Source organism: Scandinavium hiltneri (assembly GCF_024764835.1).
Taxonomy (GTDB): domain Bacteria; phylum Pseudomonadota; class Gammaproteobacteria; order Enterobacterales; family Enterobacteriaceae; genus Scandinavium; species Scandinavium hiltneri.
In genome coordinates this window covers 132834-157381 of the sequence record NZ_JALIGE010000072.1, presented here as the reverse complement: position 1 = coordinate 157381, position 24548 = coordinate 132834, and the positions used below count along the sequence as shown (strand labels likewise).

The 24548-nt window shown below is 55.4% G+C and carries 24 protein-coding genes; 14 read left to right on the top strand and 10 right to left on the bottom strand.

Translation table 11 applies throughout. The features are described 5' to 3' along the window. Window positions 1-153: 153 nt before the first annotated feature. From MUU47_RS09590 to lpxA, 3 genes are all read left to right on the top strand, one after another. Complete coding sequence (locus MUU47_RS09590) at window positions 154-1737, top strand: MFS transporter (protein ID WP_258987996.1); 1584 nt, start codon at window positions 154-156, stop codon at window positions 1735-1737. Window positions 1738-1741: 4 nt separating this feature from the next. Beyond that, a complete protein-coding gene (bglB, locus tag MUU47_RS09585) occupies window positions 1742-2881 on the top strand; it encodes a beta-galactosidase BglB (RefSeq protein ID WP_258987995.1) in 1140 nt (379 codons plus the stop codon). Between the two features lie 131 nt (window positions 2882-3012). After that, window positions 3013-3804 (top strand): acyl-ACP--UDP-N-acetylglucosamine O-acyltransferase, encoded by a 792-nt coding sequence (gene lpxA, locus MUU47_RS09580; protein WP_258987994.1) that lies wholly within the window; start codon window positions 3013-3015, stop codon window positions 3802-3804. Between the two features lie 46 nt (window positions 3805-3850). Here lpxA and argS read toward each other — a convergent pair whose 3' ends face one another. Then, window positions 3851-5584, bottom strand: a complete 1734-nt coding sequence (gene argS, locus MUU47_RS09575; protein WP_258987993.1) for an arginine--tRNA ligase — start codon at window positions 5582-5584, stop codon at window positions 3851-3853. 189 nt (window positions 5585-5773) lie between these two features. Here argS and MUU47_RS09570 point away from each other — a divergent pair, with 189 nt between their 5' ends. Both MUU47_RS09570 and cutC read left to right on the top strand, forming a co-directional pair. After that, entirely contained in the window at window positions 5774-6346 is a 573-nt protein-coding gene (locus MUU47_RS09570) for a VOC family protein (RefSeq protein WP_258987992.1), read from the top strand. 66 nt (window positions 6347-6412) lie between these two features. Continuing rightward, the gene (cutC, locus tag MUU47_RS09565) at window positions 6413-7156 is read left to right on the top strand and encodes a copper homeostasis protein CutC (protein ID WP_258987991.1); all 744 of its coding nucleotides are present in this window, start codon (window positions 6413-6415) and stop codon (window positions 7154-7156) included. 233 nt (window positions 7157-7389) lie between these two features. Here the strand turns inward: cutC and cmoB are convergent, their stop codons facing one another. From cmoB to MUU47_RS09540, 5 genes are read right to left on the bottom strand one after another with little or no spacing between them, the layout of a single operon-like run. Continuing rightward, window positions 7390-8364: a tRNA 5-methoxyuridine(34)/uridine 5-oxyacetic acid(34) synthase CmoB gene (gene cmoB, locus MUU47_RS09560; RefSeq protein ID WP_159776823.1), complete on the bottom strand. Its 975-nt coding sequence runs from the start codon at window positions 8362-8364 to the stop codon at window positions 7390-7392. Continuing rightward, a complete protein-coding gene (gene cmoA / locus MUU47_RS09555; protein ID WP_258987990.1) occupies window positions 8361-9104 on the bottom strand; it encodes a carboxy-S-adenosyl-L-methionine synthase CmoA in 744 nt (247 codons plus the stop codon). The genes cmoB and cmoA overlap by 4 nt, the downstream gene beginning before the upstream one ends. Before the next feature lie 38 nt (window positions 9105-9142). Beyond that, window positions 9143-9538 (bottom strand): MAPEG family protein, encoded by a 396-nt coding sequence (locus MUU47_RS09550; protein ID WP_159776825.1) that lies wholly within the window; start codon window positions 9536-9538, stop codon window positions 9143-9145. Between the two features lie 53 nt (window positions 9539-9591). Beyond that, window positions 9592-10410: a DUF72 domain-containing protein gene (locus MUU47_RS09545; protein WP_258988179.1), complete on the bottom strand. Its 819-nt coding sequence runs from the start codon at window positions 10408-10410 to the stop codon at window positions 9592-9594. Window positions 10411-10418: 8 nt separating this feature from the next. Further along, window positions 10419-10985, bottom strand: a complete 567-nt coding sequence (locus MUU47_RS09540; RefSeq protein WP_258987989.1) for a hydrolase — start codon at window positions 10983-10985, stop codon at window positions 10419-10421. A gap of 245 nt (window positions 10986-11230) precedes the next feature. Here MUU47_RS09540 and aspS point away from each other — a divergent pair, with 245 nt between their 5' ends. The 6 genes from aspS to ruvB all read left to right on the top strand — a co-directional run bounded on the left by aspS (window position 11231) and on the right by ruvB (window position 16560). Beyond that, window positions 11231-13018 carry an aspartate--tRNA ligase gene (aspS, locus tag MUU47_RS09535; protein ID WP_258987988.1) on the top strand — a complete coding sequence of 596 codons (1788 nt, stop codon included), beginning with the start codon at window positions 11231-11233 and terminating at the stop codon, window positions 13016-13018. A 1-nt stretch (window position 13019) separates the two neighbouring features. Next, window positions 13020-13463 (top strand): dihydroneopterin triphosphate diphosphatase, encoded by a 444-nt coding sequence (gene nudB / locus MUU47_RS09530; RefSeq protein WP_258987987.1) that lies wholly within the window; start codon window positions 13020-13022, stop codon window positions 13461-13463. An 86-nt stretch (window positions 13464-13549) separates the two neighbouring features. Continuing rightward, complete coding sequence (locus MUU47_RS09525; protein WP_110512265.1) at window positions 13550-14290, top strand: YebC/PmpR family DNA-binding transcriptional regulator; 741 nt, start codon at window positions 13550-13552, stop codon at window positions 14288-14290. A gap of 34 nt (window positions 14291-14324) precedes the next feature. Next, complete coding sequence (gene ruvC, locus MUU47_RS09520; protein ID WP_110512264.1) at window positions 14325-14846, top strand: crossover junction endodeoxyribonuclease RuvC; 522 nt, start codon at window positions 14325-14327, stop codon at window positions 14844-14846. 83 nt (window positions 14847-14929) lie between these two features. After that, window positions 14930-15541: a Holliday junction branch migration protein RuvA gene (gene ruvA / locus MUU47_RS09515; protein ID WP_258987986.1), complete on the top strand. Its 612-nt coding sequence runs from the start codon at window positions 14930-14932 to the stop codon at window positions 15539-15541. Between the two features lie 8 nt (window positions 15542-15549). Next, window positions 15550-16560: a Holliday junction branch migration DNA helicase RuvB gene (gene ruvB, locus MUU47_RS09510; RefSeq protein ID WP_159776162.1), complete on the top strand. Its 1011-nt coding sequence runs from the start codon at window positions 15550-15552 to the stop codon at window positions 16558-16560. A gap of 49 nt (window positions 16561-16609) precedes the next feature. Here ruvB and MUU47_RS09505 read toward each other — a convergent pair whose 3' ends face one another. The 3 genes from MUU47_RS09505 to znuC form a co-directional block, all read right to left on the bottom strand. Beyond that, a complete protein-coding gene (locus MUU47_RS09505; RefSeq protein ID WP_258987985.1) occupies window positions 16610-17926 on the bottom strand; it encodes an IS4 family transposase in 1317 nt (438 codons plus the stop codon). 85 nt (window positions 17927-18011) lie between these two features. Beyond that, window positions 18012-18797, bottom strand: a complete 786-nt coding sequence (znuB, locus tag MUU47_RS09500; RefSeq protein WP_258987984.1) for a zinc ABC transporter permease subunit ZnuB — start codon at window positions 18795-18797, stop codon at window positions 18012-18014. Beyond that, window positions 18797-19549: a zinc ABC transporter ATP-binding protein ZnuC gene (gene znuC, locus MUU47_RS09495; RefSeq protein ID WP_258987983.1), complete on the bottom strand. Its 753-nt coding sequence runs from the start codon at window positions 19547-19549 to the stop codon at window positions 18797-18799. Before znuC ends, znuB begins: the two co-directional genes overlap by 1 nt. 77 nt (window positions 19550-19626) lie before the next feature. On the opposite strand from znuC, the gene znuA reads away from it, so the two are divergent. The 3 genes from znuA (at window position 19627) to lpxM (ending at window position 23010) form a co-directional block, all read left to right on the top strand. Next, window positions 19627-20571, top strand: a complete 945-nt coding sequence (gene znuA, locus MUU47_RS09490) for a zinc ABC transporter substrate-binding protein ZnuA (RefSeq protein WP_258987982.1) — start codon at window positions 19627-19629, stop codon at window positions 20569-20571. A gap of 15 nt (window positions 20572-20586) precedes the next feature. Continuing rightward, a complete protein-coding gene (mepM, locus tag MUU47_RS09485; protein ID WP_258987981.1) occupies window positions 20587-21906 on the top strand; it encodes a murein DD-endopeptidase MepM in 1320 nt (439 codons plus the stop codon). Between the two features lie 129 nt (window positions 21907-22035). Next, the gene (gene lpxM, locus MUU47_RS09480) at window positions 22036-23010 is read left to right on the top strand and encodes a lauroyl-Kdo(2)-lipid IV(A) myristoyltransferase (protein ID WP_258987980.1); all 975 of its coding nucleotides are present in this window, start codon (window positions 22036-22038) and stop codon (window positions 23008-23010) included. Window positions 23011-23061: 51 nt separating this feature from the next. Here lpxM and pyk read toward each other — a convergent pair whose 3' ends face one another. Next, the gene (pyk, locus tag MUU47_RS09475; protein ID WP_258987979.1) at window positions 23062-24504 is read right to left on the bottom strand and encodes a pyruvate kinase; all 1443 of its coding nucleotides are present in this window, start codon (window positions 24502-24504) and stop codon (window positions 23062-23064) included. Window positions 24505-24548: the final 44 nt, after the last annotated feature.

Sequence of the window (24548 nt, the reverse complement as noted above, 5' to 3'; positions counted from 1 at the left end):
TAGTCTGACTCTTTGCATTTTTGCCATCTCCGATGAGTATCTGGCAGAAACGAAAAGGTTTAACCGTCGGCATCACTCTACTGTAGCCGTGTAAGGGCATCCTCTGTACCAGATGAGGCGGGCTTTCCTGATAAAAACACGGGATTTACGGCAATGAAGACACGTAAAATCGGATTAGCAAATTATCTTGCCTACGGCTCGGGAGATTTTCTCGGCGCAGGAACCACCGCGCTCACCGCCGCCTGGCTTTTATACTTCTACACCACCTTCTGCGGGCTCTCTCCAATTGAAGCCACCCTGATCTTCGCGACGGCGAGGGTACTGGATGCGGTCGTCAGCCCGCTGATGGGTTTCTTAACCGATAACTTCGGCTCCACCTGGCTTGGCAAACGCTTTGGGCGCCGTAAATTCTTCATCATGCTCGGCATCCCGTGCGTGTTCAGCTACTCCTTTATGTGGGTCGGCGACATGGGATTCTGGTACTACCTGTTGACCTATCTGTTGTTTGATATCGTCTACACCATGATTCTGGTGCCATACGAAACGCTGGTGCCGGAAATGACCGATGACTTCAAACAGAAAACCAAATTCTCCGGGGCGCGTATTTCGATGGCGCAAATGTCGGCGATTCTGGCCTCGTTCCTGCCGGGCATCCTGCTGACGCACTTCGGTAAGGACAACGCCGTCTCCTTCTTCTACGCAAGCCTGGTGTTCTCGGTGCTGTGCGCGATGATGCTGACGTTTGTCTGGTTCTTCACCTGGGAACGTCCGCGTGAAAACTGGAGCGAAGCTGCGCTGCGTGCTGAAGAAGAGAAAAAGCATCTGTCGCTGGCCCAGAGCCTTAACCGCCTGATAATCGAACTGAACTCCACCCTGCGTATCAAAATTTTCCGCCAGCATCTCGGGATGTATCTCGGGGGCTACATCGCGCAGGACGTGTTCAACGCGGTGTTTACCTACTACGTGGTGTTTGTACTGATGCAGGAAGCGTCATTTGCTTCAAACCTGATGGGCACGATGGCGAGTTTCCAGTTCATCGCGGTGATCGCCATGATGCCGCTGTGCATCCGCTTTGGACCTGCGCCGTCATACCGAATTGTGGTGGTGCTGTTTGGTCTGAGCGCATTCTCCTACGCCGTTCTGTACTACGCCGGACTGAGCGATGTCTGGTCGCTGATGCTGCTGGTGTCGGCCGTGGCGGGTCTGGGGCGCGGTGGCATCAACTATGTGCCGTGGAATACCTACACCTATATTGCCGACGTGGATGAAGTGATAACCGGCCAGCGCCGCGAGGGGATTTTCGCCGGGATAATGACCCTGACGCGTAAAGCCTCTCAGGCCGGGGCCATCATGCTGGTGGGGATCATCATGCAGCTTTCTGGGTTTGTTTCCGGGCAAAAAGTTCAGAGTGCGCAGGTCAATCACACTATTTTGATGATCTTAAGCGTCGGGACGGTGGTGGTGCTGGTCTGCGGTTTCCTGGTCTCGCTGCGCTTTAAACTGAACCTGCAAACCCACAGCATTCTGCGTGAAGAGACCGCCAAAATGCGTGAGTCCGGACATGCCTTTGCCGAAGCAGCAACGCCAGAAGCGAAAGCCACGGTGGAAATGCTGGCGGGAATGCCGTTCGACACTTTGTGGGGCAACAACAATATCGGTTATCTGAATCGCAATAAGCCTGCGGCTCCGTCGCTGAAGCAGGCTGCTTTATTGAATTCGAAATATAACAGAGGTTAATCAAATGAAAGTCTGGCCTGTCAAACATAGCCCATTACTGTGTCAACCAGAGCGCTTCATCGCCCGGGACCAACTGAAGGCGTTGATCCAGAAAGTGACCCACAATCTGGTCAATATCAAGGATGAGAGCGGAGAGTTCCTGCTGCGGCTGGACGACGGGCGCGTGATCGATACCAAAGGATGGGCTGGCTGGGAGTGGACGCACGGCGTGGGGCTGTACGGCATTCACCAGTATTTCCAGCAGACCGGTGATATTCAAATGCGTGACATCATTGATGGCTGGTTCACCGACCGCTTTGCCGAAGGGGCGACCACCAAAAATGTGAACACCATGGCGCCGTTCCTGACCCTGGCGTATCGCTACGAAGAAACGCGTAACCCGGCCTATCTGCCGTGGCTCGAAAGCTGGGCGGAGTGGGCGATGCACGACATGCCGCGTACCGAACACGGCGGCATGCAGCACATCACGCTGGCGGAAGAGAACCATCAGCAGATGTGGGACGACACGCTAATGATGACCGTGATGCCGCTGGCGAAAATCGGCAAGCTGCTCGACCGGCCTGAATACGTGGAAGAGGCGATTTATCAGTTCCTGCTGCATGTGCAAAACCTGATGGACCGTGAGACCGGGCTGTGGTTCCACGGCTGGAATTACGACGGCAAGCATAACTTTGCCAACGCCCGTTGGGCGCGCGGCAACAGCTGGCTGACTATCGTTATTCCGGATTTCCTCGAGCTGGTGGACTTACCGGAGAACAACGCCGTGCGCCGTTATCTGGTGCAGGTGCTGAACGCACAGGTTGCCGCGCTGGCGAAATGTCAGGACGACAGCGGCCTGTGGCACACGCTGCTGGATGACCCGCACTCTTATCTGGAATCCTCGGCAACCGCCGGGTTTGCCTACGGTATTCTGAAAGCCGTGCGCAAACGCTACGTTTCAGCGGAATATGCAGAAGTGGCAGAGAAAGCGATTCAGGGCATTGTGGCGAATATCTCGCCGGAAGGGGAGCTGCTGCAAACATCGTTTGGCACCGGCATGGGCAGTAATCTTGAGTTCTATCGCCAAATTCCGCTGACCTCTATGCCCTATGGTCAGGCGATGGCTATCCTCTGCCTCACGGAATATTTGCGCAAATATTTTTAATTGTACCGGTGGCAGGCCTGTGAACCCCGGCCTGCCAATACCCATAAAATTTAATATTAAATAAATGACGTAAAGTGCCGCGCAATTCTTTATGCTTCGCACTGTCGCTTGCCCCCCACCAGGATCACCTTTTGTCCATTTCTCCCTTGTCCCGTATCGCTGCCAGCAGTCTGGTGGAGTCCGGGGCTGTTATCGGTGCGTACGTCAGCATTGGTCCGTTTTGTGTTATTTCTGCAGGAGTCGTGATAGGTGAAGGTTCCGTTGTCGGGGCTTTTTCGGTGATTAACGGTCTGACCACGATTGGTCGCGACAATACCTTTGGGCAGTACTCTTCCATTGGTGAAACCAATCAGGACCTTAAATACGCGAATGAGCCCACGACTGTCGTAATTGGCGATCGCAATCAGATAGGTAAAAATGCCACGATTCATCGTGGAACTGTGCAGGGGCTAAGTACCACCGTCATTGGTCATGACAATCGGTTTCTCAATGGCGTGCATATCGGCCACGATTGCGTTGTGGGTAACGGGACAACGATTGGCGACAATAGCGGGCTTGCCGGGCACGTTGTGCTTGATGATGATGCTCAGGTTGGCTTCATGTGCGCCATCCATCAGTTCTGTTTGCTGGGTAGTGGCGCCAGGATCATTGAGCAGTCCGGGGTTGTTCAGGATGTTCCGCCGTTCGTGATCGCAGGCGGAAATCATGCGGTTCCGCTGGGCGTGAATGAAACGTCCAGCCTGTTCCAGGCGTTAAATAAAGAACAGCAGAGTCTCATTCATGAGCTCTATCAGCGTGTCTACAAGCAGGCGCTGGCCATCGAAGAAGTGAAAAAGACGTTAAAAATACTGGAAAGTGATTTCCCGGTGATTGGACTTTATGACAGGTTCTTCGCGCGTTCTGCGCGGGGAATAGTTCGTTAACGCGAGTTAAAGAGGCCCGTCACCGTGAGTGACGAGCCCTTTGTGATTACATACGCTCGACGGTTTCAATCCCGAGCATATCCAGACCCAGCTTAAGCGTCTTCGAGGTCAGCAGCGCCAGTTTCAGGCGGCTGTTGCGAATCTCTTCGCTTTCGGCGCTCAGAATAGGGCAGTGCTCGTAGAAGCCGGAGAACAGGCCCGCGAGGTCGTACAGATAGGCACACATCACGTGCGGCGTGCCTTCACGTGCAACGACGTTTACGGTTTCTTCGAACTGCAGCAGACGCGCCGCCAACTGGGACTCGCGTTCTTCATTAATCACCACTGGCGCATTGACGATAGCGTTCTCTTCCAGACCGGCTTTGCGGAATACGGACAGCACGCGGGTATACGCATATTGCATGTACGGCGCGGTGTTGCCTTCAAACGCCAGCATGTTGTCCCAGTCGAACACGTAGTCAGTGGTACGGTTCTTGGACAGATCCGCGTATTTCACCGCGCCGATTCCCACGGTATTGGCCAGCTTTTCCAGCTCGTCGGCAGGCATGTCCGGGTTCTTTTCTGCCACCAGACGACGGGCGCGTTCCAGCGCTTCATCCAGCAGGTCAGACAGTTTCACGGTGCCACCGGCGCGGGTTTTGAATGGTTTGCCGTCTTTACCCAACATCATGCCGAACATGTGATGTTCCAGCGGAATGGAATCAGGCACATAACCGGCTTTACGCACGATGGTCCACGCCTGCATCAGGTGCTGGTGCTGACGGGAGTCGATGTAATAGAGCACGCGGTCGGCGCACAGGGTTTCGAAACGGTATTTCGCGCAGGCGATATCGGTCGTGGTGTAGAGGTAGCCGCCATCCTTTTTCTGGATGATGACGCCCATCGGTTCGCCGTCCTTGTTTTTGTACTCATCAAGGAATACCACGGTTGCGCCTTCGCTTTCTGTCGCCAGACCCTGAGCTTTCAGGTCTGCCACGATGCCCGGCAGCATCGGGTTGTACAGGCTTTCACCCATAACGTCGTCGCGGGTCAGGGTGACATTCAGACGGTTGTAGGTAATCTGGTTTTGTTCCATGGTGATGTCGACCAGCTTGCGCCACATCTCGAGGAAGTACGGGTCACCGCCCTGCAGTTTCACCACGTAGCTACGCGCGCGCTCGGCGAAGGCTTCGTCTTCGTCGTAATGCTGCTTCGCCTGGCGATAGAAACCTTCGAGGTCCGCCAGCGCCATTTCACCGGCGTTTTCCTGCTGCTGTTTTTCCAGATACGCAATCAGCATCCCGAACTGGGTGCCCCAGTCACCGACGTGGTTCGCGCGGATAACTTTATGACCCAGGAATTCCTGAGTACGCACTGCGGCATCACCAATGATGGTGGAACGCAGATGGCCGACGTGCATCTCTTTCGCCACGTTTGGCGCGGAGTAGTCGATAACGATGGTTTGCGCTTCTGGCAGCGCTACGCCGAGACGGTCAGATTTCAGCGCATCGTTCACGCCCTGCGCCAGGAACGCCGGGTCGAGGAAGATATTGATAAAGCCAGGTCCGGCGATTTCGACCTTATTGGCGATGCCGTCGAGGCTGAGATGAGACAGAACCTGCTCTGCGAGTTGTCGCGGCGCCATGCCCAGTTTTTTGGCAACAGCCATCACGCCGTTGGCCTGATAGTCACCAAACTGTACTTTTGCTGACTGACGAACCTGCGGTTCGCAATCGGCAGGCGCACCTGCCGCAATCAGGGCCTGACTGACTTTTTCTGAGAGAAGAGCCTGAATATTCACCGGAATACCTTACGTTTATGGCGCTGTACGCTTGCCGGAACAACGCCGAAATGGGGACAAATTAAGCCGGTCAGTATACTGCATTTGCGGCGGCCCGTCAGCCCTGGAGCGGCGCGTTAATCAGCAGTTGGTTGTGCCGGGCCAACAGGGTAAATTAACGGCCTGCAAAAACCGGACTGAGGGTGAAACGTGAACTGGAAAACCATCGAAGCATTACAGGATATAGAGGCGGATCTGCCGCGTTTTACGCACGCACTGACGGACCTTGCTGACCGTCTGGGGCTGCACATCGCCCCACTGAATGCTGACCATATTTCCCTGCGCTGCCACCAGAATGCCACCGCTGAACGCTGGCGCAGCGGGTTAGAGCAGTGCGGCGAACTGCTGTCGGAAAACATCATTAACGGCCGTCCGATTTGCCTGTTCAAACTGCATGAGCCGGTGTGCGTCGCGCACTGGCATTTCAGCGTGGTGGAACTGCCATGGCCGGGTGAAAAACGTTACCCGCACGAAGGCTGGGAACATATTGAAATCGTGCTGCCGGGCGACCCTGACACCTTGAACGCGCGCGCGCTGGCACTGCTGTCCGACGAAGGATTAAGCCAGCCGGGAATTTTCGTTAAAACCAGTTCGCCAAAAGGTGAGCGCGAACGTCTGCCTAATCCAACGCTGGCGGTCACTGACGGCAAGGTCACGATTAAATTTCATCCGTGGACTATCGAAGAAATTGTGGCGAGCGAAGCAGGCGATGCCACAATGTGAGCTCACTCGGGCTCTGCGTTTTGAGACTGTGTCATGATGGCGCACCCGAACGAAAAGGAGAAGGTAATGGCTTTGCTGGAAGTGTGCTGTTACAGCACGGAATGTGCGCGTGAAGCGCAGGAAAGCGGCGCTGACCGAATTGAACTGTGTGCCGCGCCGTTGGAAGGCGGCTTAACGCCGTCTATAGGCGTACTGAAATCGGCGCGCCAGCAGGTGACCATCCCGGTGCATCCCATCATTCGCCCGCGCGGCGGGGATTTTTGCTACACCGACGGTGAATTCGCAGCGATGCTGGACGATGTGCGTACGGTGCGTGAACTCGGTTTTCCGGGGCTGGTTATCGGTATTCTTGATGCGAATGGCAATGTCGATATGCTGCGGATGCGGGAAATCATGGCTGCTGCCGGTTCGCTTGCCGTTACGTTTCATCGGGCGTTTGATATGTGCGTCAATCCGCAGCAGGCCTTTGATAATCTTGCAGAACTGGGCGTGGCGCGCATTCTGACATCCGGCCAACAGCAGACGGCGGAAAAAGGTCTTTCACTTCTTGGGGAACTAATTGCCCAGGGTGATGCTCCAATCATTATGGCCGGAGCAGGCGTGCGGGCGAACAACCTGGAATTGTTCCTCGATGCCGGCGTAAAAGAGCTTCACAGCTCGGCCGGACAATGGGTCCCCTCGGTGATGCAATACCGAAATCCGGGGCTGTCGATGTCAACCGACCCGACGGCAGACGAATACTCACGATACGCCGTAAATGGCGAATCGGTAGCGGAGATGAAGGCGATAGTTGACCGTTACAGCAAATAGCGATTTTTACCGTGCATCATATCGCCCAATGTGATGCGTATTTGTACCAGGCCCCTGCCATTAACAGGGGCCTCTTTTTTTCGCCGTCATATTTCGACTTACAGCGGTGTTGGCTGCCTCGCTCACCCCAGTCACTTACTTGTGTAAGCTCCTGGGGATTCGCTGCGTTGCCGCCTTGCTGTAATCCAAAATATTTAGGCGAAACGGTGCCCGTTGCAGCTTTACAAAAAGGCCTACGGCTTTTTCGCAATCAGTACTGCGCGCAGCGGGGCGGGGTAGCCTTCGATGGTTTTACTGCTGTCATTCGGGTCGAGGAATTCGGCCAGCGATTCGGTGGTCATCCACTCGGTACGGCGCTGTTCTTCGGTACTGGTGACGTTCATGTCGACAATGCGAACGTCGACAAACCCGCATTTTTCCAGCCACTGCTTCAACGCCGGCGCGGACGGGATAAAGTACACGTTGCGCATTTGTGCGTAGCGGTCACCCGGCACCAGGACGGTGTTTTCATCGCCTTCTACCACCAGCGTTTCCAGCACCAGTTCACCTTCGCTGACTAACTGATCTTTCAGCTGCCACAGATGTTCCAACGGAGAACGGCGGTGGTACAGCACGCCCATCGAAAAAACGGTATCGAATGCGTTCAACACCGGCATTTGCTCAATGCCAAGCGGCAGCAGATGTGCGCGCTGATCGTTGCCGAGCAGCTTACGAACCGCTTCGAACTGACACAGGAACAGCTGCGTCGGGTCGATGCCGACCGCCAGCTTCGCGCCCGCGCCAATCATGCGCCACATGTGATATCCGCTGCCACAGCCGACGTCGAGAATGGTGCGCCCGGTTAAATCTGACAGGTGCGGCAGAACGCGATCCCACTTCCAGTCGGAACGCCATTCGGTATCGATGTTCACGCCATACAGCGAAAACGGCCCTTTGCGCCACGGCATCAGGTTACGCAGCAGTTTGTCGATGCGGATCAGAGGGCCTTCACCGAGCGGCTGTTCGCTCTCAGCGGTGACGCTGTGCAGCAGGTCGAGTTTCCACGGCTGAATTTCAGGCATGAACTCTACGGCGCGGGACCACTGTTTAAACTGGCCATGCAGCGCGTCACGCTGCCAGGCACCAATCTGCGCAGGCAGGGTTTCGAGCCAACGAGAGAGCAGCGGATCTTTGGCTATCAGCTGATAAAAATTGCCAAACTCGATCATTCGTCTGCCCCGGCTTTCAGGGCCACCAGTGAGCCGAAGTTGAAGCACTGGAACCACAGTTCGCTGTGCGCAAACCCGGCGGCGCGCAGGCGCGCTTTATGGGCGTCGACCGAATCTGTCAGCATCACGTTTTCCAGCATGCTGCGCTTCTGACTGATTTCCAGTTCGCTGTAACCGTTGGCCCGCTTGAAGTCATGATGCATGTTGAACAGCAGTTCGCCGACTTTCTGGTCTTCAAAGCTGAATTTTTCTGACAGCACCAGCGCACCGCCTGGATTCAGGCCTTTGTGGATTTTTTCCAGCAGCGCCTGGCGCTCCGGCGGCTCAATGAACTGCATCGTAAAGTTGAGCACCACCATCGAGGCATTCTCAATCTCAATGTCGCGGATATCGCCTTCGATAATCTCGACCGGCGTCGGCGCTTTATAGGCGTCGATATGACGGCGGCAGCGTTCAACCATCGCCGGGGAGTTATCCACGCCGATAATTTTGCAGCCTTCGTGGGCGATATTGCGGCGGATCGACAGCGTTGCCGCGCCGAGCGAACAGCCGAGGTCATAAACCTGCGTGTCGGGTTGCACAAAGCGCTCGGCCAGCATGCCAATCATTGAGATGATATTGGAATAACCGGGCACCGAGCGCTGGATCATGTCGGGGAAAACTTCGGCCACCCGTTCATCAAAGGTCCAGTCACCCAGGCTTGCGATCGGGGCAGAAAAAAGCGTGTCGCGATGGGGCATAACGTGATTCCAGAAAATAAAAAACGGCATATTGTGCGCTAACGCAGGGAGAAAACCAACTCCCAGGGCAGATACCACAGGTTTGCCAGCACCATTAGCAACAGCGAACACCAGGTGGCGCTCATTGCCGAACGACGCCAGCGGAACAGTCGGTGGTGAAAACCCCAGTAATGCATCAGGCGGCCGGCGATCAACAACAGGCCACACACGTGCACCATCCACGTTTGGGCGCCATTCATCTCCATGAACAGCAGCAACAGCAGGCCTACCGGAATGTATTCCACCGCATTGCCGTGAATGCGGATAGCACTTTGCAGCTCGTTGAAGCCGCCGTCGCCATAGGCCACACGGTATTGCAGGCGCAGCCGAACAACATCGAAAGAAAACTTAATTAACAACAACGCACCCAGCACGGCGTACAACGCGCTAACCATACAAACTCCCTTTTAGACTGGCTGATGGCACTGACCATGCGAGGAAGGATAACTCAGAAAAGAGATGTTTGCTGCGGGATAGACGGGGCGGTGCCAATTTCAGGAAGGGCTGCACGTAAATCTTTCCACAGAGTATCAACCAGTTCAGGGGCCTGGGCGATGTCCGGCGTATGCAGGAAAAGGAAAGGAGTGGTGGTCTGAGACCATTTCGGCAGGGCTTTAAGCCAGACTGCAAACAGTTCACGATTCTGCGCCATGTTATCGCTGCCGATAAACCGCACCATCGGGTGACTGGCCGTGACGACGGCGTGCACGGGCACTTTCGGCTTTTTGCGCTGGGCGTCAACCATCGCTTCGCTGTGCGCAACGGCGCTGTGTACCGGACGGCTGTCGAGAATTACGCGATTCACGCCGCGCTCATGCAACCCACGATTAAACTGCAACTCCGCGTCACCCTTGTCGAAAAAGAGGGGATGACGCACTTCGACGCCGTAAGAAAACGCATCGGGTAAACCGTCGAGAAACTGCCAGAGCGCAGGTAAATCGGCAGGCGAAAAGGTGGCAGGAAGCTGCAGCCAGTATTGACCGATGCGCTGGTCCAGCGGAGCCATTCGGCTGAAAAACTCGGCGGTGAGAGTGTCGCAGTGGCGAAGTGCTGCCTGATGGCTGATGGTCGCCGGGAATTTAAAGCAGAAACGAAAATCGTCGGAGGTTTGTTCATGCCAGCGCTGCACGATTTCAGCGCGGGGCAGGGCGTACAGCGTGGTATTGCCCTCCACGCAGTTAAAGTGGCGGGCATATTCTTCAAGGCTGGTAATACCAAGGCGCACCCATTTAGGGTGCGACCATTGTGGAAGTCCTACGTAAATCATCGCGTTTGTCATAACGCCGCGAGGATTTCCTCCGTGCTGCGGATGCGGGCGATGCGTGGGAAAATGTTGGTCATGCTGTCCTGATGCTGCTCCGCATCGGCGGCGCTGCACGCATCTTCGGCGATAACCAGGTTAAAGCCCAGCTCCCAGGCATTACGCGCGGTGGATTCCACGCCGATATTGGTGGAGATGCCGCACAGAATGATGGTGTCTACACCGCGGCGACGCAGCTGAAGTTCCAGTTCGGTGCCGTAAAAAGCGCCCCACTGACGTTTGGTGACTTCAATGTCAGTGTCTTTTTTACCGAGCGCGGTCGGGTAGGTCATCCAGTTTTCTGGCAGTTTATGCGCAGGAACCTGAGCATCGACCAGCGTTTTCACCGCGTCGCCGCCGTCAGCTGACCAGCCCACGCGAACCATGACCACAGGTGAACCTTGTTCACGGCATTTGGCCGCTAATTTGGCCGATTTTGTTACCACGTCAGTGGACGTGTGCGGACCGCCAGCAAACGGGAGGATGCCTTCCTGAAGATCGATGACTACCAGTGCTGTTTTTTTTGCGTTCAGTTCCAACATATTTATCCCCGTTAAATCACATAATTAGGTGGCTAACAATACGCTGAGTCGTGCCGTGCGTGCGTCACAATTTTTGTTAATTTTTGTGAGTACCCTCAATAAGCGTACAGCAAACGTGCGGCTGGTGCGCGACGGTCTTATCGTGGGCGAGAATTTCTAGTATAATAGCCCCCTTTTTTCATCCAGTTGTGACATTCAGATAAAGCTGCGACAAGTGTGCCTGCGGCTAAGTTAAGGGAACTCTCATGCGTACAGAATATTGCGGGCAGCTGCGTCAGTCCCACGTTGGGCAGCAAGTGACGCTGTGTGGTTGGGTTAACCGTCGCCGTGATCTCGGCAGCCTTATTTTCATCGATATGCGTGACCGCGAAGGTATCGTGCAGGTCTTTTTCGATCCGGACCGCGCAGAGGCCTTAAAACTGGCGTCTGAACTGCGCAATGAATTTTGCATTCAAATTACCGGTACCGTGCGTGCGCGTGATGCGAAAAACGTAAACACCGACATGCCGACCGGCGAAATCGAAGTGCTGGCGTCCGACCTGGTTATCATCAACCGTTCAGAAGCACTGCCGCTTGATTCTAACCACGTCAATACGGAAGAAGCGCGCCTGAAGTACCGCTACCTCGACCTGCGTCGCCCTGAAATGGCGAACCGCCTGAAGACCCGTGCGAAAATCACCAGCTTCGTGCGTCGCTTCATGGATGAGCACGACTTCCTCGACATCGAAACCCCGATGCTGACCAAAGCCACGCCGGAAGGTGCGCGTGACTACCTGGTACCGAGCCGCGTACATAAAGGCAAATTCTACGCGCTGCCACAGTCTCCACAGCTGTTCAAACAGCTGCTGATGATGTCCGGTTTTGACCGCTACTATCAGATTGTGAAATGCTTCCGTGACGAAGACCTGCGCGCTGACCGTCAGCCTGAATTTACCCAGATCGACGTAGAAACCTCCTTCATGACCGCACCACAGGTGCGTGAAGTGATGGAAGCGCTGGTTCGTCAACTGTGGCTGGAAATCAAAGGCGTGGACCTGGGCGATTTCCCCATCATGACCTTCGCTGAAGCTGAACGTCGTTACGGTTCCGATAAGCCGGATCTGCGTAACCCAATGGAACTGGTTGACGTTGCGGACCTGCTGAAAAGCGTTGAGTTCGCCGTGTTTGCCGGCCCGGCAAATGATGCCAAAGGCCGCGTGGCTGCGCTGCGCGTTCCGGGCGGTGCCGCGCTGAGCCGTAAGCAGATCGACGACTACGGTAACTTCATCAAAATCTACGGCGCGAAAGGCCTGGCTTACATCAAAGTCACCGAGCGTGCTAAAGGCCTGGAAGGTATCGCCAGCCCGGTCGCTAAATTCCTGAACGCTGACATCGTGGAAGCCATTCTTGCCCGTACCGGTGCACAAGACGGCGACATGATCTTCTTCGGCGCTGATAACAAGAAAGTGGTTGCCGATTCGATGGGCGCGCTGCGTCTGAAACTCGGTAAAGACCTGAGCATCACCGACGAAGCCAAATGGGCGCCGTTGTGGGTTATCGACTTCCCAATGTTCGAAGACGACGGCGAAGGCGGCCTGACCGCAATGCACCACCCGTTCACCTCTGCGAAAGAGATGACGGCGGCAGAGCTGAAAGCCTCCCCGGAAGACGCAGTCGCGAACGCCTACGATATGGTCATTAACGGTTATGAAGTCGGCGGCGGTTCCGTGCGTATTCACAACGGTGAAATGCAGCAGACCGTGTTCGGCATTCTCGGCATCAACGAACAGGAACAGCGTGAGAAATTCGGCTTCCTGCTCGACGCCCTTAAATACGGCACACCGCCACACGCGGGCCTGGCGTTTGGTCTGGATCGCCTGACCATGCTGCTGACCGGCACCGATAACATCCGTGACGTTATCGCCTTCCCGAAAACCACCGCTGCCGCGTGCCTGATGACCGAAGCTCCAAGCTTCGCAAATCCGACTTCACTGACCGAGCTGGGTATTCAGGTTGTGGCGAAAGAGCCAAAAGAGTCTGCGGAGAACAAGTAATATGCTCTTCAAGCGTCCCGTCTCGGTTCTGGTCGTCATTTACGCGCAGGATACGAAACGGGTGCTGATGTTGCAGCGACGCGATGACCCTGATTTCTGGCAGTCGGTAACCGGCAGTCTGGAAGAGGGGGAAACCGCGTTGCAAGCCGCCGCGCGTGAAGTAAAGGAAGAGGTCGCCATTGACGTTGCCTCAGAGCCGCTGGCCTTAATTGACTGTCAGCGCACGGTGGAATTTGAAATTTTTACGCATTTACGCCATCGCTACGCGCCGGGTATCGAGCGCAATACGGAATCGTGGTTCTGTCTTGCGCTGCCCCATGAGCGCCAGATTGAGATAAGTGAACATCTCGCCTGGCACTGGGTTGCTGCTCCTGAAGCAGCGGCGCTCACTAAGTCGTGGAGCAACCGGCAGGCGATTGAAGAATTTGTAATTAACCTTAATTAGTTTTCCCAAGAATTTAGGTCCTCAGGCAGGCGGCCAGTCCGCTGATACCTGAGGGCGTAAAGCCGACGGGAAGTGGAGAATTATTTATGGCAGGTCATAGTAAGTGGGCCAACACCAAACACCGCAAAGCGGCACAGGATGCCAAACGCGGTAAGATCTTTACCAAAATCATCCGCGAACTGGTCACTGCGGCGCGTCTGGGCGGCGGCGATGCGGGTTCTAACCCACGTCTGCGTGCTGCTATCGACAAAGCCCTGTCGAACAACATGACGCGTGACACCCTGAACCGCGCCATCGCGCGTGGCGTCGGTGGTGATGAAGATTCGAACATGGAAACCATCATTTATGAAGGTTACGGTCCTGGCGGCACGGCGGTGATGGTGGAATGCCTGTCCGACAACCGCAACCGTACTGTGGCGGAAGTGCGTCATGCCTTCACCAAAACCGGGGGCAACCTCGGCACTGACGGTTCCGTGGCGTATCTGTTCAGCAAAAAAGGCGTGATTTCCTTCGAAGCGGGCGATGAAGATGTGATCATGGAAGCGGCACTGGAAGCCGGTGCTGAAGATGTTGTGACCTTCGACGATGGCGCAATCGACGTCTACACCGCCTGGGAAGAAATGGGCGCGGTACGTGATGCACTGGAAGCGGCTGGCCTGAAAGCGGACAACGCTGAAGTGTCGATGATCCCGTCCACCAAAGCGGACATGGATGCAGAAACGGCACCGAAACTGCTGCGTCTGATCGATATGCTGGAAGACTGCGACGACGTGCAGGAAGTTTATCACAACGGTGAGATCTCTGATGAGGTTGCAGCTACCCTCTAATGGGTCTGTTTAACTCCCCCGCTGGAGGCGCGTGATGTCCATTATTCTCGGCATTGACCCGGGCTCGCGCATCACCGGATACGGCGTCATTCGCCAGGTCGGACGGCAGCTTTCTTACCTTGGAAGCGGATGCATCCGCACCAAGGTGGACGATTTGCCGTCGCGTCTGAAGCTGATTTACGCAGGCGTATCGGAAATCATCACCCAGTTTCAGCCGGATATCTTTGCCATTGAGCAGGTATTCATGGCGAAAAACGCCGACTCGGCCCTCAAGCTGGGTCAGGCACGTGGTGTGGCGATTGTGGCGGCGGTAAACCAGGATTTGCCGGTGTTTGAATACGCGGCACGCCAGGTGAAACAAACCGTAGTGGGGAACGGCGGTGCGGACAAAACGCAGGTGCAGCACATGGTGCGAACCCTGCTCAAACTGCCGGCCAACCCTCAGGCGGATGCCGCCGATGCGCTGGCGATTGCTATCACGCATTGCCACGTCAATCAGAACGCGATGCAGATAAGCGACACGCGGCTGAATCTGGCGCGCGGAAGATTACGCTAAATAAGACAATGGAGGCTGGATATTTATCCAGCCTTTTTTTATGATACGGCATTCGTATTTTGTCCCCAACGCAGGAGCGTCACGTGATCGGCAGACTCAGAGGCATCATTCTGGAAAAACAACCCCCACTGGTATTACTGGAAGTGGGCGGCGTGGGCTATGAAGTGCATATGCCGATGACCTGTTTCTACGAACTGCCGGAGCAGGGCAATGAAGCCACTGTCTTCACGCAATTCGTGGTACGTGAAGACGCGCAGCTGTTGTACGGCTTCAATAATAAGCAGGAACGTACCCTGTTCCGCGAGCTCATCAAAGTTAATGGCGTCGGCCCGAAACTGGCGCTAGCTATCCTTTCCGGCATGTCTGCACAACAGTTTGTGAATGCCGTTGAACGCGAAGAAATTGGTTCGTTGGTCAAGCTGCCGGGCGTAGGTAAGAAAACCGCTGAGCGCTTGATTGTCGAAATGAAAGACCGCTTCAAAGGCCTGCATGGCGACCTGTTTACCCCTGCATCCGATCTGGTACTGACCTCTCCGGCCAGCCAGGCGACCGACGACGCCGAGCAGGAAGCGGTTGCTGCGCTGGTGGCGCTGGGCTATAAACCACAGGAAGCGAGTCGGATGGTGAGCAAAATCGCCAGCCCGAATGCCAGCAGTGAAACGCTAATCCGCGACGCGCTTCGCGCCGCGATGTGAGGTAACGGATGATTGAAGCTGACCGCCTGGTCTCTGCAGAAAGTGTCGTACCTGAAGATGTGGTTGACCGCGCTATTCGCCCGAAGCTGCTGGAGGAATATATCGGCCAGCCGCAGGTGCGCTCGCAGATGGAAATCTTTATTCAGGCGGCGAAGCTACGCGGTGAAGCACTCGATCATCTGCTGATTTTCGGCCCGCCGGGGCTTGGGAAAACGACGCTGGCGAATATCGTCGCCAATGAAATGGGCGTTAACTTGCGTACCACCTCCGGCCCGGTGCTGGAAAAAGCGGGTGACCTGGCGGCGATGCTGACCAACCTTGAACCGCATGACGTGCTGTTCATTGATGAAATTCACCGGCTGTCGCCAGTGGTTGAAGAAGTGCTTTATCCGGCGATGGAAGACTATCAGCTGGATATCATGATTGGTGAAGGCCCGGCCGCGCGTTCGATTAAAATTGACCTGCCACCGTTTACGCTGATTGGCGCCACCACGCGCGCTGGTTCATTAACGTCGCCGCTGCGTGACCGTTTTGGGATCGTACAGCGCCTGGAGTTTTATCAGGTTCCTGATCTCCAGCACATTGTCGGACGCAGTGCGCGTTACATGGGCCTGGAGATGAGCGAGGAGGGCGCGTTGGAAGTGGCGCGTCGCGCACGCGGTACGCCGCGTATCGCTAACCGTCTGTTGCGCCGTGTACGTGATTTCTCCGAAGTGCGCCATGACGGAACCATTTCGGCGGATATTGCCTCTCAGGCGCTGGATATGCTGAACGTCGATGCAGAAGGCTTCGATTATATGGACCGTAAGCTGCTGTTGGCGGTTATCGACAAATTTTTCGGCGGTCCTGTCGGGCTGGATAACCTTGCTGCGGCAATTGGCGAAGAGCGCGAAACCATTGAAGACGTGCTGGAGCCGTATCTTATTCAGCAGGGCTTTTTGCAGCGCACCCCGCGCGGGCGAATGGCGACGGTGCGAGCCTGGAACCATTTCGGTATCACACCGCCGGAAATGCCTTAACGCGTTGTACATGCTTCATACACAAACCGCCCTATTGGGCCAATGCCGTTCACTTAAGCGGAGCGGCATGTCGGTTCACCGGATAGCGTGTTTTTGACATCTTAACCGCCCTCGGCCTTGATGGTCGGGGGCGTTTTGTTATGAACACCGCCTCCAGATTCCCCCGCAGGTGCTCCAGCCTCCTCGGGATTGTTCCCGGCGATACCGTATTTCCCAGTACTATCATTTCCGTCGCGATAAACTGGAACGCGAACTTAAAGCTCATTTCTGAGGGCGCTTTTTTGTGTTTCTCCGCCGCCTTTGTTACCTCCCGCCGTATCAGGTTATAGGCCAGCAACATGCCCCACACCTCCTGCTCCAGCAGGTCAACCTTCCGGCTTCTCAGCACCAGCGCATTATCCAGCAGACTGCTTTTCAGGTTTCTGAACCCGACCTCGATTTCCCATCGTGAGTGATAAAGCTCTGCCACCTCTTTTGCTTTATAGCGGTCAGCCGGAAGTGATGTCAGGACCGTTTTCTCCACACCATTTATCTCGTATGTTACTGCCCGTGCATACCAGTTCTCCGGCAGCGAGGGATTCTTTTTCCGCGCCTGCGGGGACACCTTCAGCTTCAGCAGTCTGTCGCCTGAACCGTAACTTTCCTCTGTTTCCGCCACCCTATTTTTGCGGGCTGGCAGCAGCCAGTGCCGGTTATTCCCCTGCTGATTCAGCGTAACCAGCAGGTCTGCGCTGTAGAACAGTTTGTCGAACAGCGTCACTGAGTTGTCCGGGATGGAGGCCGTCATCGACTGGGCCAGCAGGATTTCACTCCGCCGGTAGGGGGCGGTCACCGCATCCAGCAGCACATGACTGCCCAGGTTCATCAGTGCCACCAGACGCATCACCGGATAAGCACTCTGCCGTTCTGTGGCGGTATTGGCGGAGCCATAATATTCACGAAGTTCAGGTTCGTCAGGTGTTCTGAACTGTGCGCCATCAACGGCAAAAAGTTGCAGACCCCGCCAGTCATCTTTGTGGTAGCGTTCGGCTCCCCATGTCTGTGCGGTCTGGCGGAAGAGCCATTCAACCGGGGCCGCTCCCAGCCGCTGGCGGGCCAGCAGATTCATGCCGGCATCGCCATCAGCGCTCAGGTTCAGGCGGCGAACCACATCGGTAATCGGCTCATTGCGGAAAAAGGCCATAGCGACCACCATCCAGATGACCATATCGCCAGGCAGACGGCGGCGGCGAACAGTTGCGTGCTCAGAGAGCGTCAGGCAGTGCTGTATCCACTCGGCAGGAAGATGTTCCGCAAACATCTGTGCAGAAGGCGGTGGCATAAGGGGATGGTTGCTGAAATCGAGCAGGTCATTGAGAAGTGGCATAAGAAAACGGCTCCCTGTAGTGGAAGCCGTTATAGTGCCGCAGTTTAAGGATCGGTCAACCGATCCTTAACTGATCGGCATTGCCCTATTGGGCGGTTTTTCTTGTCATGCTGAAGATAAATAGCACTGCGGCGCAGAGCACCACCGAAGGGCCTGCGGGCGTGTCGTATAAGGCGGAGAAGGTCAGGCCGCCGGTAACGGCAATCATGCCAATGCCGACGGCGATGCCGGCCATTTGCTCCGGCGTGCGGGCAAAGCGGCGTGCGGTAGCGGCCGGGATAATCAACAGCGACGTAATGATCAGTGCCCCGACAAACTTCATCGCCACGCCAATGGTCAACGCGGTGACCAGCATCAGCAGCAGTTTGACGCGTTGCAGTTTCACACCGTCAACGAAGGCCAGGTCAGGGCTGATGGTCATCGACAGCAGGTTACGCCACTGCCACAGCAGAATAGCCACCACCACCACAACGCCCAGGCCAATCGAAATCAAATCTTCTGGTGTCACGGCCAGCAAATCACCGAACAGATAGGCCATCAAATCCACACGAACATTGGACATCAGGCTGACCACCACCAAACCCAGCGACAGCGCACTGTGGGCCATAATCCCGAGCAGCGTATCGATGGCAAGGTGAGGGCGGCGCTCCAGCCACACCAGACCGCCCGCCAGCATCAGCGTCACGGCGATCACCGCATAAAAAGGATTCACATTCAGCAACAGGCCAAACGCCACGCCAAGCAGTGAAGCATGAGCGAGGGTATCGCCGAAATAGGACATCCGACGCCAGACCACGAACGAGCCCAGCGGCCCGGCAGCGCAGGCCAGCATCACACCGGCCAGCCAGCCGGGAAACAGTAATTCAATCATTAGCGGTCGTTCCCTCTACGCAGAACAATATGTCCCTGTAAATCGTGGCGATGATTATGCTGGTGACGATAAATCCCCAGCTGTTGCGCGCCGCGTGGGCCGAACATCGAAATAAATTCAGGGTGCATCGACACCACTTCCGGCGTGCCTGAACAGCAAATATGGTGATTGAGGCACAGCACCTCGTCGGTTTTGGCCATCACCAGGTGCAGGTCGTGAGACACCATCAGCACTGCGCAATTCAGTTCACTGCGCAACTGGTCGATAAGGTCGTACAGCGCGACCTGTCCGTTAACATCCACACCCTGAGTGGGCTCGTCGAGTACCAGCAACTGTGGTTTGTTCAACAGCGCACGGGCCAGCAGCACGCGCTGCGTTTCACCGCCGGACAGCTTTTGCATCGGCGCATCCATCAGATGCCCCGCCTGCACGCGTTTCAGCGCCGGAAGAATATCCTCTTTGCGAGTACCGGGGCGCAGCCGTAAAAAGCGGCTCACGGTTAAGGGCAGGGTGGAATCGAGGTGTATTTTTTGCGGGACATAGCCAATCTGCAGTTTGCCCTCGCGCTTGATGACACCGGAATCCGGTGCTACCAGTCCAAGAACCACGCGGACGAGCGTCGACTTTCCTGCGCCATTTGGCCCAAGAAGCGTAAGAATTTTGCCAGGCTTCAGCGTCAGCGAAATATCAGACAGGACACGGCGCTGGCCGAAGGAGACCGAAACATTTTCGAGCGTTACGAGATTCGTCATCACAATTTGAGGTTGCACAAGTCAGTGAATGTTATAATATCACACTTCTTTTATTCATTACGATGATAAGACGCATTATGTTACATAAAACGACGCTTCTTTTCGCAGCATTATCCACCGTACTTTGGGGCGCTGCCGCTACGCAAGCGAGTGCCACCGTGGTTGCCTCGCTGAAACCCCTCGGATTCATTGCCTCAGCCATCGCCGACGGAGTCACACCGACAGAGGTTTTACTGCCTGACGGGGCCTCCGAGCACGATTATTCTTTACGCCCAAGTGACGCAAAACGCTTACAAAACGCCGACTTAGTGGTATGGATTGGTCCTGAGATGGAAGCATTTATGGACAAGACAGCGACTGCGTTTCCTGATGCGAAAAAGGTCACCATTTCAACGCTGCCCGGTGTGAAACCGCTGCTTATGAAAGGGGTTGACGATGATGATGACGATCACGGTCATAATCATGGCGCAGCAGAAAAAGGTGATGAAGATCACCATCATGGTGAATACAACATGCATTTGTGGCTCTCGCCAGAGATAGCGCGCCTGTCAGCGGTTGCAATCCACGATAAATTAGTGGAACTTATGCCGCAAAGTCGAGCCAAACTTGACGCCAACCTGAAGGATTTCGAGGCGAATTTAGCCGCGACCGATAAGCAGGTGGGTAACGAGCTGGCACCGTTGAAAGGGAAAGGATATTTCGTTTTTCATGACGCCTACGGCTACTACGAAAAACATTACGGAATGACCTCACTGGGGCATTTTACCGTTAATCCTGAGATCCAACCCGGTGCGCAGCGTTTACACGAAATAAGAACACAGTTGGTTGAGCAAAAAGCGACCTGCGTTTTTGCTGAGCCACAATTCAGGCCGGCAGTGGTGGAAGCGGTAGCCCGCGGAACCTCCGTTCGAATGGGAACTCTGGATCCGCTTGGCACCAACATCCCGTTGGGCAAAGCGAGTTATCCAGCTTTCCTGACCCAACTGGCGAACCAGTATTCGAGCTGCCTGAAAGGAGATTAACGAGGAAGTGAATACGTGCAACAGATAGCCCGCTCTGTCGCCCTGGCATTTAATAATTTGCCGCGACCCCACCGCGTTATGTTGGGGTCGTTGACCGTTCTCACCTTAGCAGTCGCCGTATGGCGACCGTACGTGTACCATCCCGATTCAGCCCCTATTGTCAGAACCATTGAGCTCGAAAAGAGCGAAATTCGTTCCCTTCTGCCTGAAGCCAGTGAGCCTATCGATCAGGCGGCGCAGGAAGATGAAGCCATCCCGCAGGATGAGCTGGACGACAAAGTGGATAACGAAGCCGGTGTACACGAATACGTGGTGTCAACGGGCGATACTCTCAGCAGCATTCTTAACCAGTATGGTATTGATATGGGTGATATCAGCCAGCTGGCCTCCGCAGATAAAGACCTGCGTAACCTGAAAATCGGTCAACAGCTTTCGTGGACGCTTACCGCCGACGGCGATTTGCAGCGTCTGACCTGGGAAATGTCACGTCGCGAAACCCGTACCTACGATAAAGCAGCGAATGGTTTCAAAATGAGCAGCGAAACGCAGCAGGGCGACTGGGTCAACAGTGTGCTGAAAGGCACCGTTGGCGGCAGCTTCGTGACCAGCGCGCGTAATGCCGGATTAACCAGCAGTGAAGTTGGCGCGGTTATCAAGGCAATGCAGTGGCAAATGGACTTCCGCAAGCTCAAGAAAGGCGATGAATTCTCGGTGCTGATGTCCCGAGAAATTCTGGACGGCAAGCGTGAGCAGAGTCAGTTGCTGGGCGTGCGTCTGCGTTCCGATGGCAAAGACTACTACGCCATTCGCGCCGAAGACGGCAAGTTTTATGACAAGAATGGTACCGGGCTGGCGAAAGGTTTCCTGCGCTTCCCAACGTCGCGTCAGTTCCGCATCTCCTCAAACTTCAATCCACGCCGCCTGAACCCGGTTACGGGACGCGTTGCTCCGCATAAAGGCGTCGATTTCGCGATGCCGCAGGGCACGCCGGTGCTGGCTGTCGGTGACGGTGAGGTGGTGGTGGCGAAGCGCAGCGGTGCGGCGGGTTATTACGTCGCGTTGCGTCATGGTCGCACCTACACCACTCGCTACATGCACTTGCGTAAGCTGCTGGTGAAACCGGGTCAGAAGGTGAAACGAGGCGACCGTATCGCGCTTTCCGGCAATACCGGACGTTCTACTGGACCGCACCTGCATTATGAAGTGTGGATCAACCAGCAGGCGGTTAACCCGTTAACGGCGAAACTGCCACGTACCGAAGGGCTGAGCGGTTCCGATCGTCGTGATTACCTGGCACAGGTCAAAGAGGTTGCTCCACAACTGCAAATCGACTAGCCAGTGACGGTTAAATGACCTTAAAAGCCGATGCCTGAACGGGCGTCGGCTTTTTCTTTTGTATGAAGCCGGGCACGTCGCTAAACTATCAGCATCTTTCTCTTTTTCCGGTACGACTCTGGAACAGGCATGGAAACGAAAAAAAATAACATTGAGTTTATTCCTCAGTTCGAAAAATCCTTCTTACATCCCCGCTATTGGGGCTCCTGGCTGGGCGTTCTGGCTTTCGCGGGTATTGCATTGACCCCTGCGTCTTTCCGCGATCCTGTCCTCGGCGCGTTGGGTAAAAAAGTCGGGCGACTGGCAAAAAGCTCCCGCCGGCGCGCGCAAATTAATTTGCTTTACTGCTTCCCGGAAAAAACCGACGCCGAGCGCGAGGCCATCATTGATGAGATGTATGCCACTGCGCCGCAGGCGATGGTGATGATGGCGGAGCTGGGTCTGCGGGACCCGAAGAAAATCCTGAAACGTGTCGACTGGCACGGCATAGAAATTATTGAAGAGCTGCAACGCAATAACGAAAAGGTGATTTTCCTCGTGCCGCACGGCTGGGGCGTTGATATTCCGGCAATGCTGATGGCCTCGAAAGGGCAGAAGATGGCTGCCATGTTCCACAACCAGGGCAACCCGGTCTTCGACTATATCTGGAACACTGTTCGTCGTCGTTTTGGCGGTCGTATGCATGCGCGCAACGACGGCATTAAGCCGTTTATTCAGTCGGTGCGTCAGGGTTACTGGGGCTACTATTTGCCCGATCAGGACCACGGCGAAGAGCACAGCGAATTTGTTGATTTCTTCGCGACCTACAAAGCTACATTACCGGCCATCGGCCGACTGATGAAAGTCTGCCGGGCGCGCGTGGTGCCCTTGTTCCCGGTGTACGACGGCAAAACGCATCGCCTGACGGTAGAAATCCGCCCGCCGATGGACGACCTGCTCACGGTGGATGACACCACCATCGCGCGGCGCATGAACGAAGAAGTTGAAGTCTTTGTCACGCCGCACACCGAGCAATACACCTGGATCCTCAAACTGCTGAAAACCCGCAGGCCGGGCGATATTGAGCCGTATAAGCGCAAAGATTTATTCCCGAAGAAGAAATAAAAAAGGTTCATCGCGGTTAAGCGTGATGAACCTTTTTACGTCCAGACGGGGTTACTCGACGGTCAGAATACGGGTGGTGTTGGTAGTGCCCACGGTACTCATCACATCGCCCTGGGTGACGATAACCAGATCGCCAGAAACCAGATAGCCTTTGTCGCGCAGCAGGTTTACCGCATCGCTCGCCGCGGCCACGCCGTCGGTCGCACTGTCGAAGTGAACCGGAGTTACGCCACGGTACAGGGACGTCAGGTTCAGGGTACGTTCGTGGCGGGACAGCGCGAAAATCGGCAGGCCGGAGCTGATACGCGAGGTCATCAGTGCGGTACGGCCGGATTCGGTCATGGTGATAATCGCCGACACGCCTTTCAGGTGGTTTGCCGCATACATCGCTGACATCGCGATGGCTTCTTCCACGTTATCAAACTGCACGTCCAGACGGTGTTTGGAAACGTTGATGCTTGGGATTTTTTCTGCACCCAGGCACACGCGTGCCATCGCGGCGACGGTTTCAGACGGATACTGACCCGCTGCGGTTTCTGCAGACAACATCACCGCATCGGTCCCATCCAGTACGGCGTTCGCCACGTCCATGACTTCTGCACGGGTTGGCATTGGGTTGGTTATCATCGATTCCATCATCTGAGTCGCGGTGATAACCGAGCGGTTCAGCTGACGTGCGCGACGGATCAGAGCTTTCTGAATGCCGACCAGTTCTGGGTCACCGATTTCTACACCGAGGTCGCCACGGGCAACCATCACCACGTCAGAGGCAAGAATGATGTCGTCCATCGCGTCCTGGCTGCACACGGCTTCTGCACGTTCTACTTTTGCTACAATTTTGGCATCGCAGCCTGCATCACGCGCCAGACGGCGAGCATAGTTCAGGTCTTCGCCGCAGCGCGGGAAGGAGACGGCCAGGTAATCGACGCCAATCAGGGCGGCGGTCAGGATATCGGCTTTGTCTTTTTCAGTCAGCGCTTCGGCAGAGAGGCCGCCGCCGAGTTTGTTAATGCCTTTATTGTTGGACAGCGGGCCGCCAACGGTCACTTCGGTGAATACCTGCATGCCTTTAACATCCAGCACTTTCAGCTGGACGCGTCCATCGTCGAGCAGCAGGATGTCGCCTGGCACGACGTCAGCAGGCAGACCTTTATAGTCGATACCGACTTTTTCTTTGTCGCCTTCGCCTTTGCCGAGGTTGGCGTCCAGCAGGAATTTATCGCCAATATTGAGGAAGACTTTGCCTTCTTTAAAGGTGGAAACACGGATTTTTGGACCCTGCAGATCGCCGAGGATCCCGACATGGCGTCCCAGTCTGGCCGCAATTTCGCGCACTTTGTCGGCACGAAGCTTATGATCTTCGGCGCTGCCATGTGAGAAGTTCATGCGAACAACGTTAGCGCCAGCCGCTATCACTTTCTCGAGGTTATTGTCGCGGTCGGTAGCCGGGCCTAACGTGGTCACGATTTTGGTTCTGCGAAGCCTTCTGGACATGTAATACTCCATTGCTGAAACAATTTTGGTGTTGCGTGAAGAGG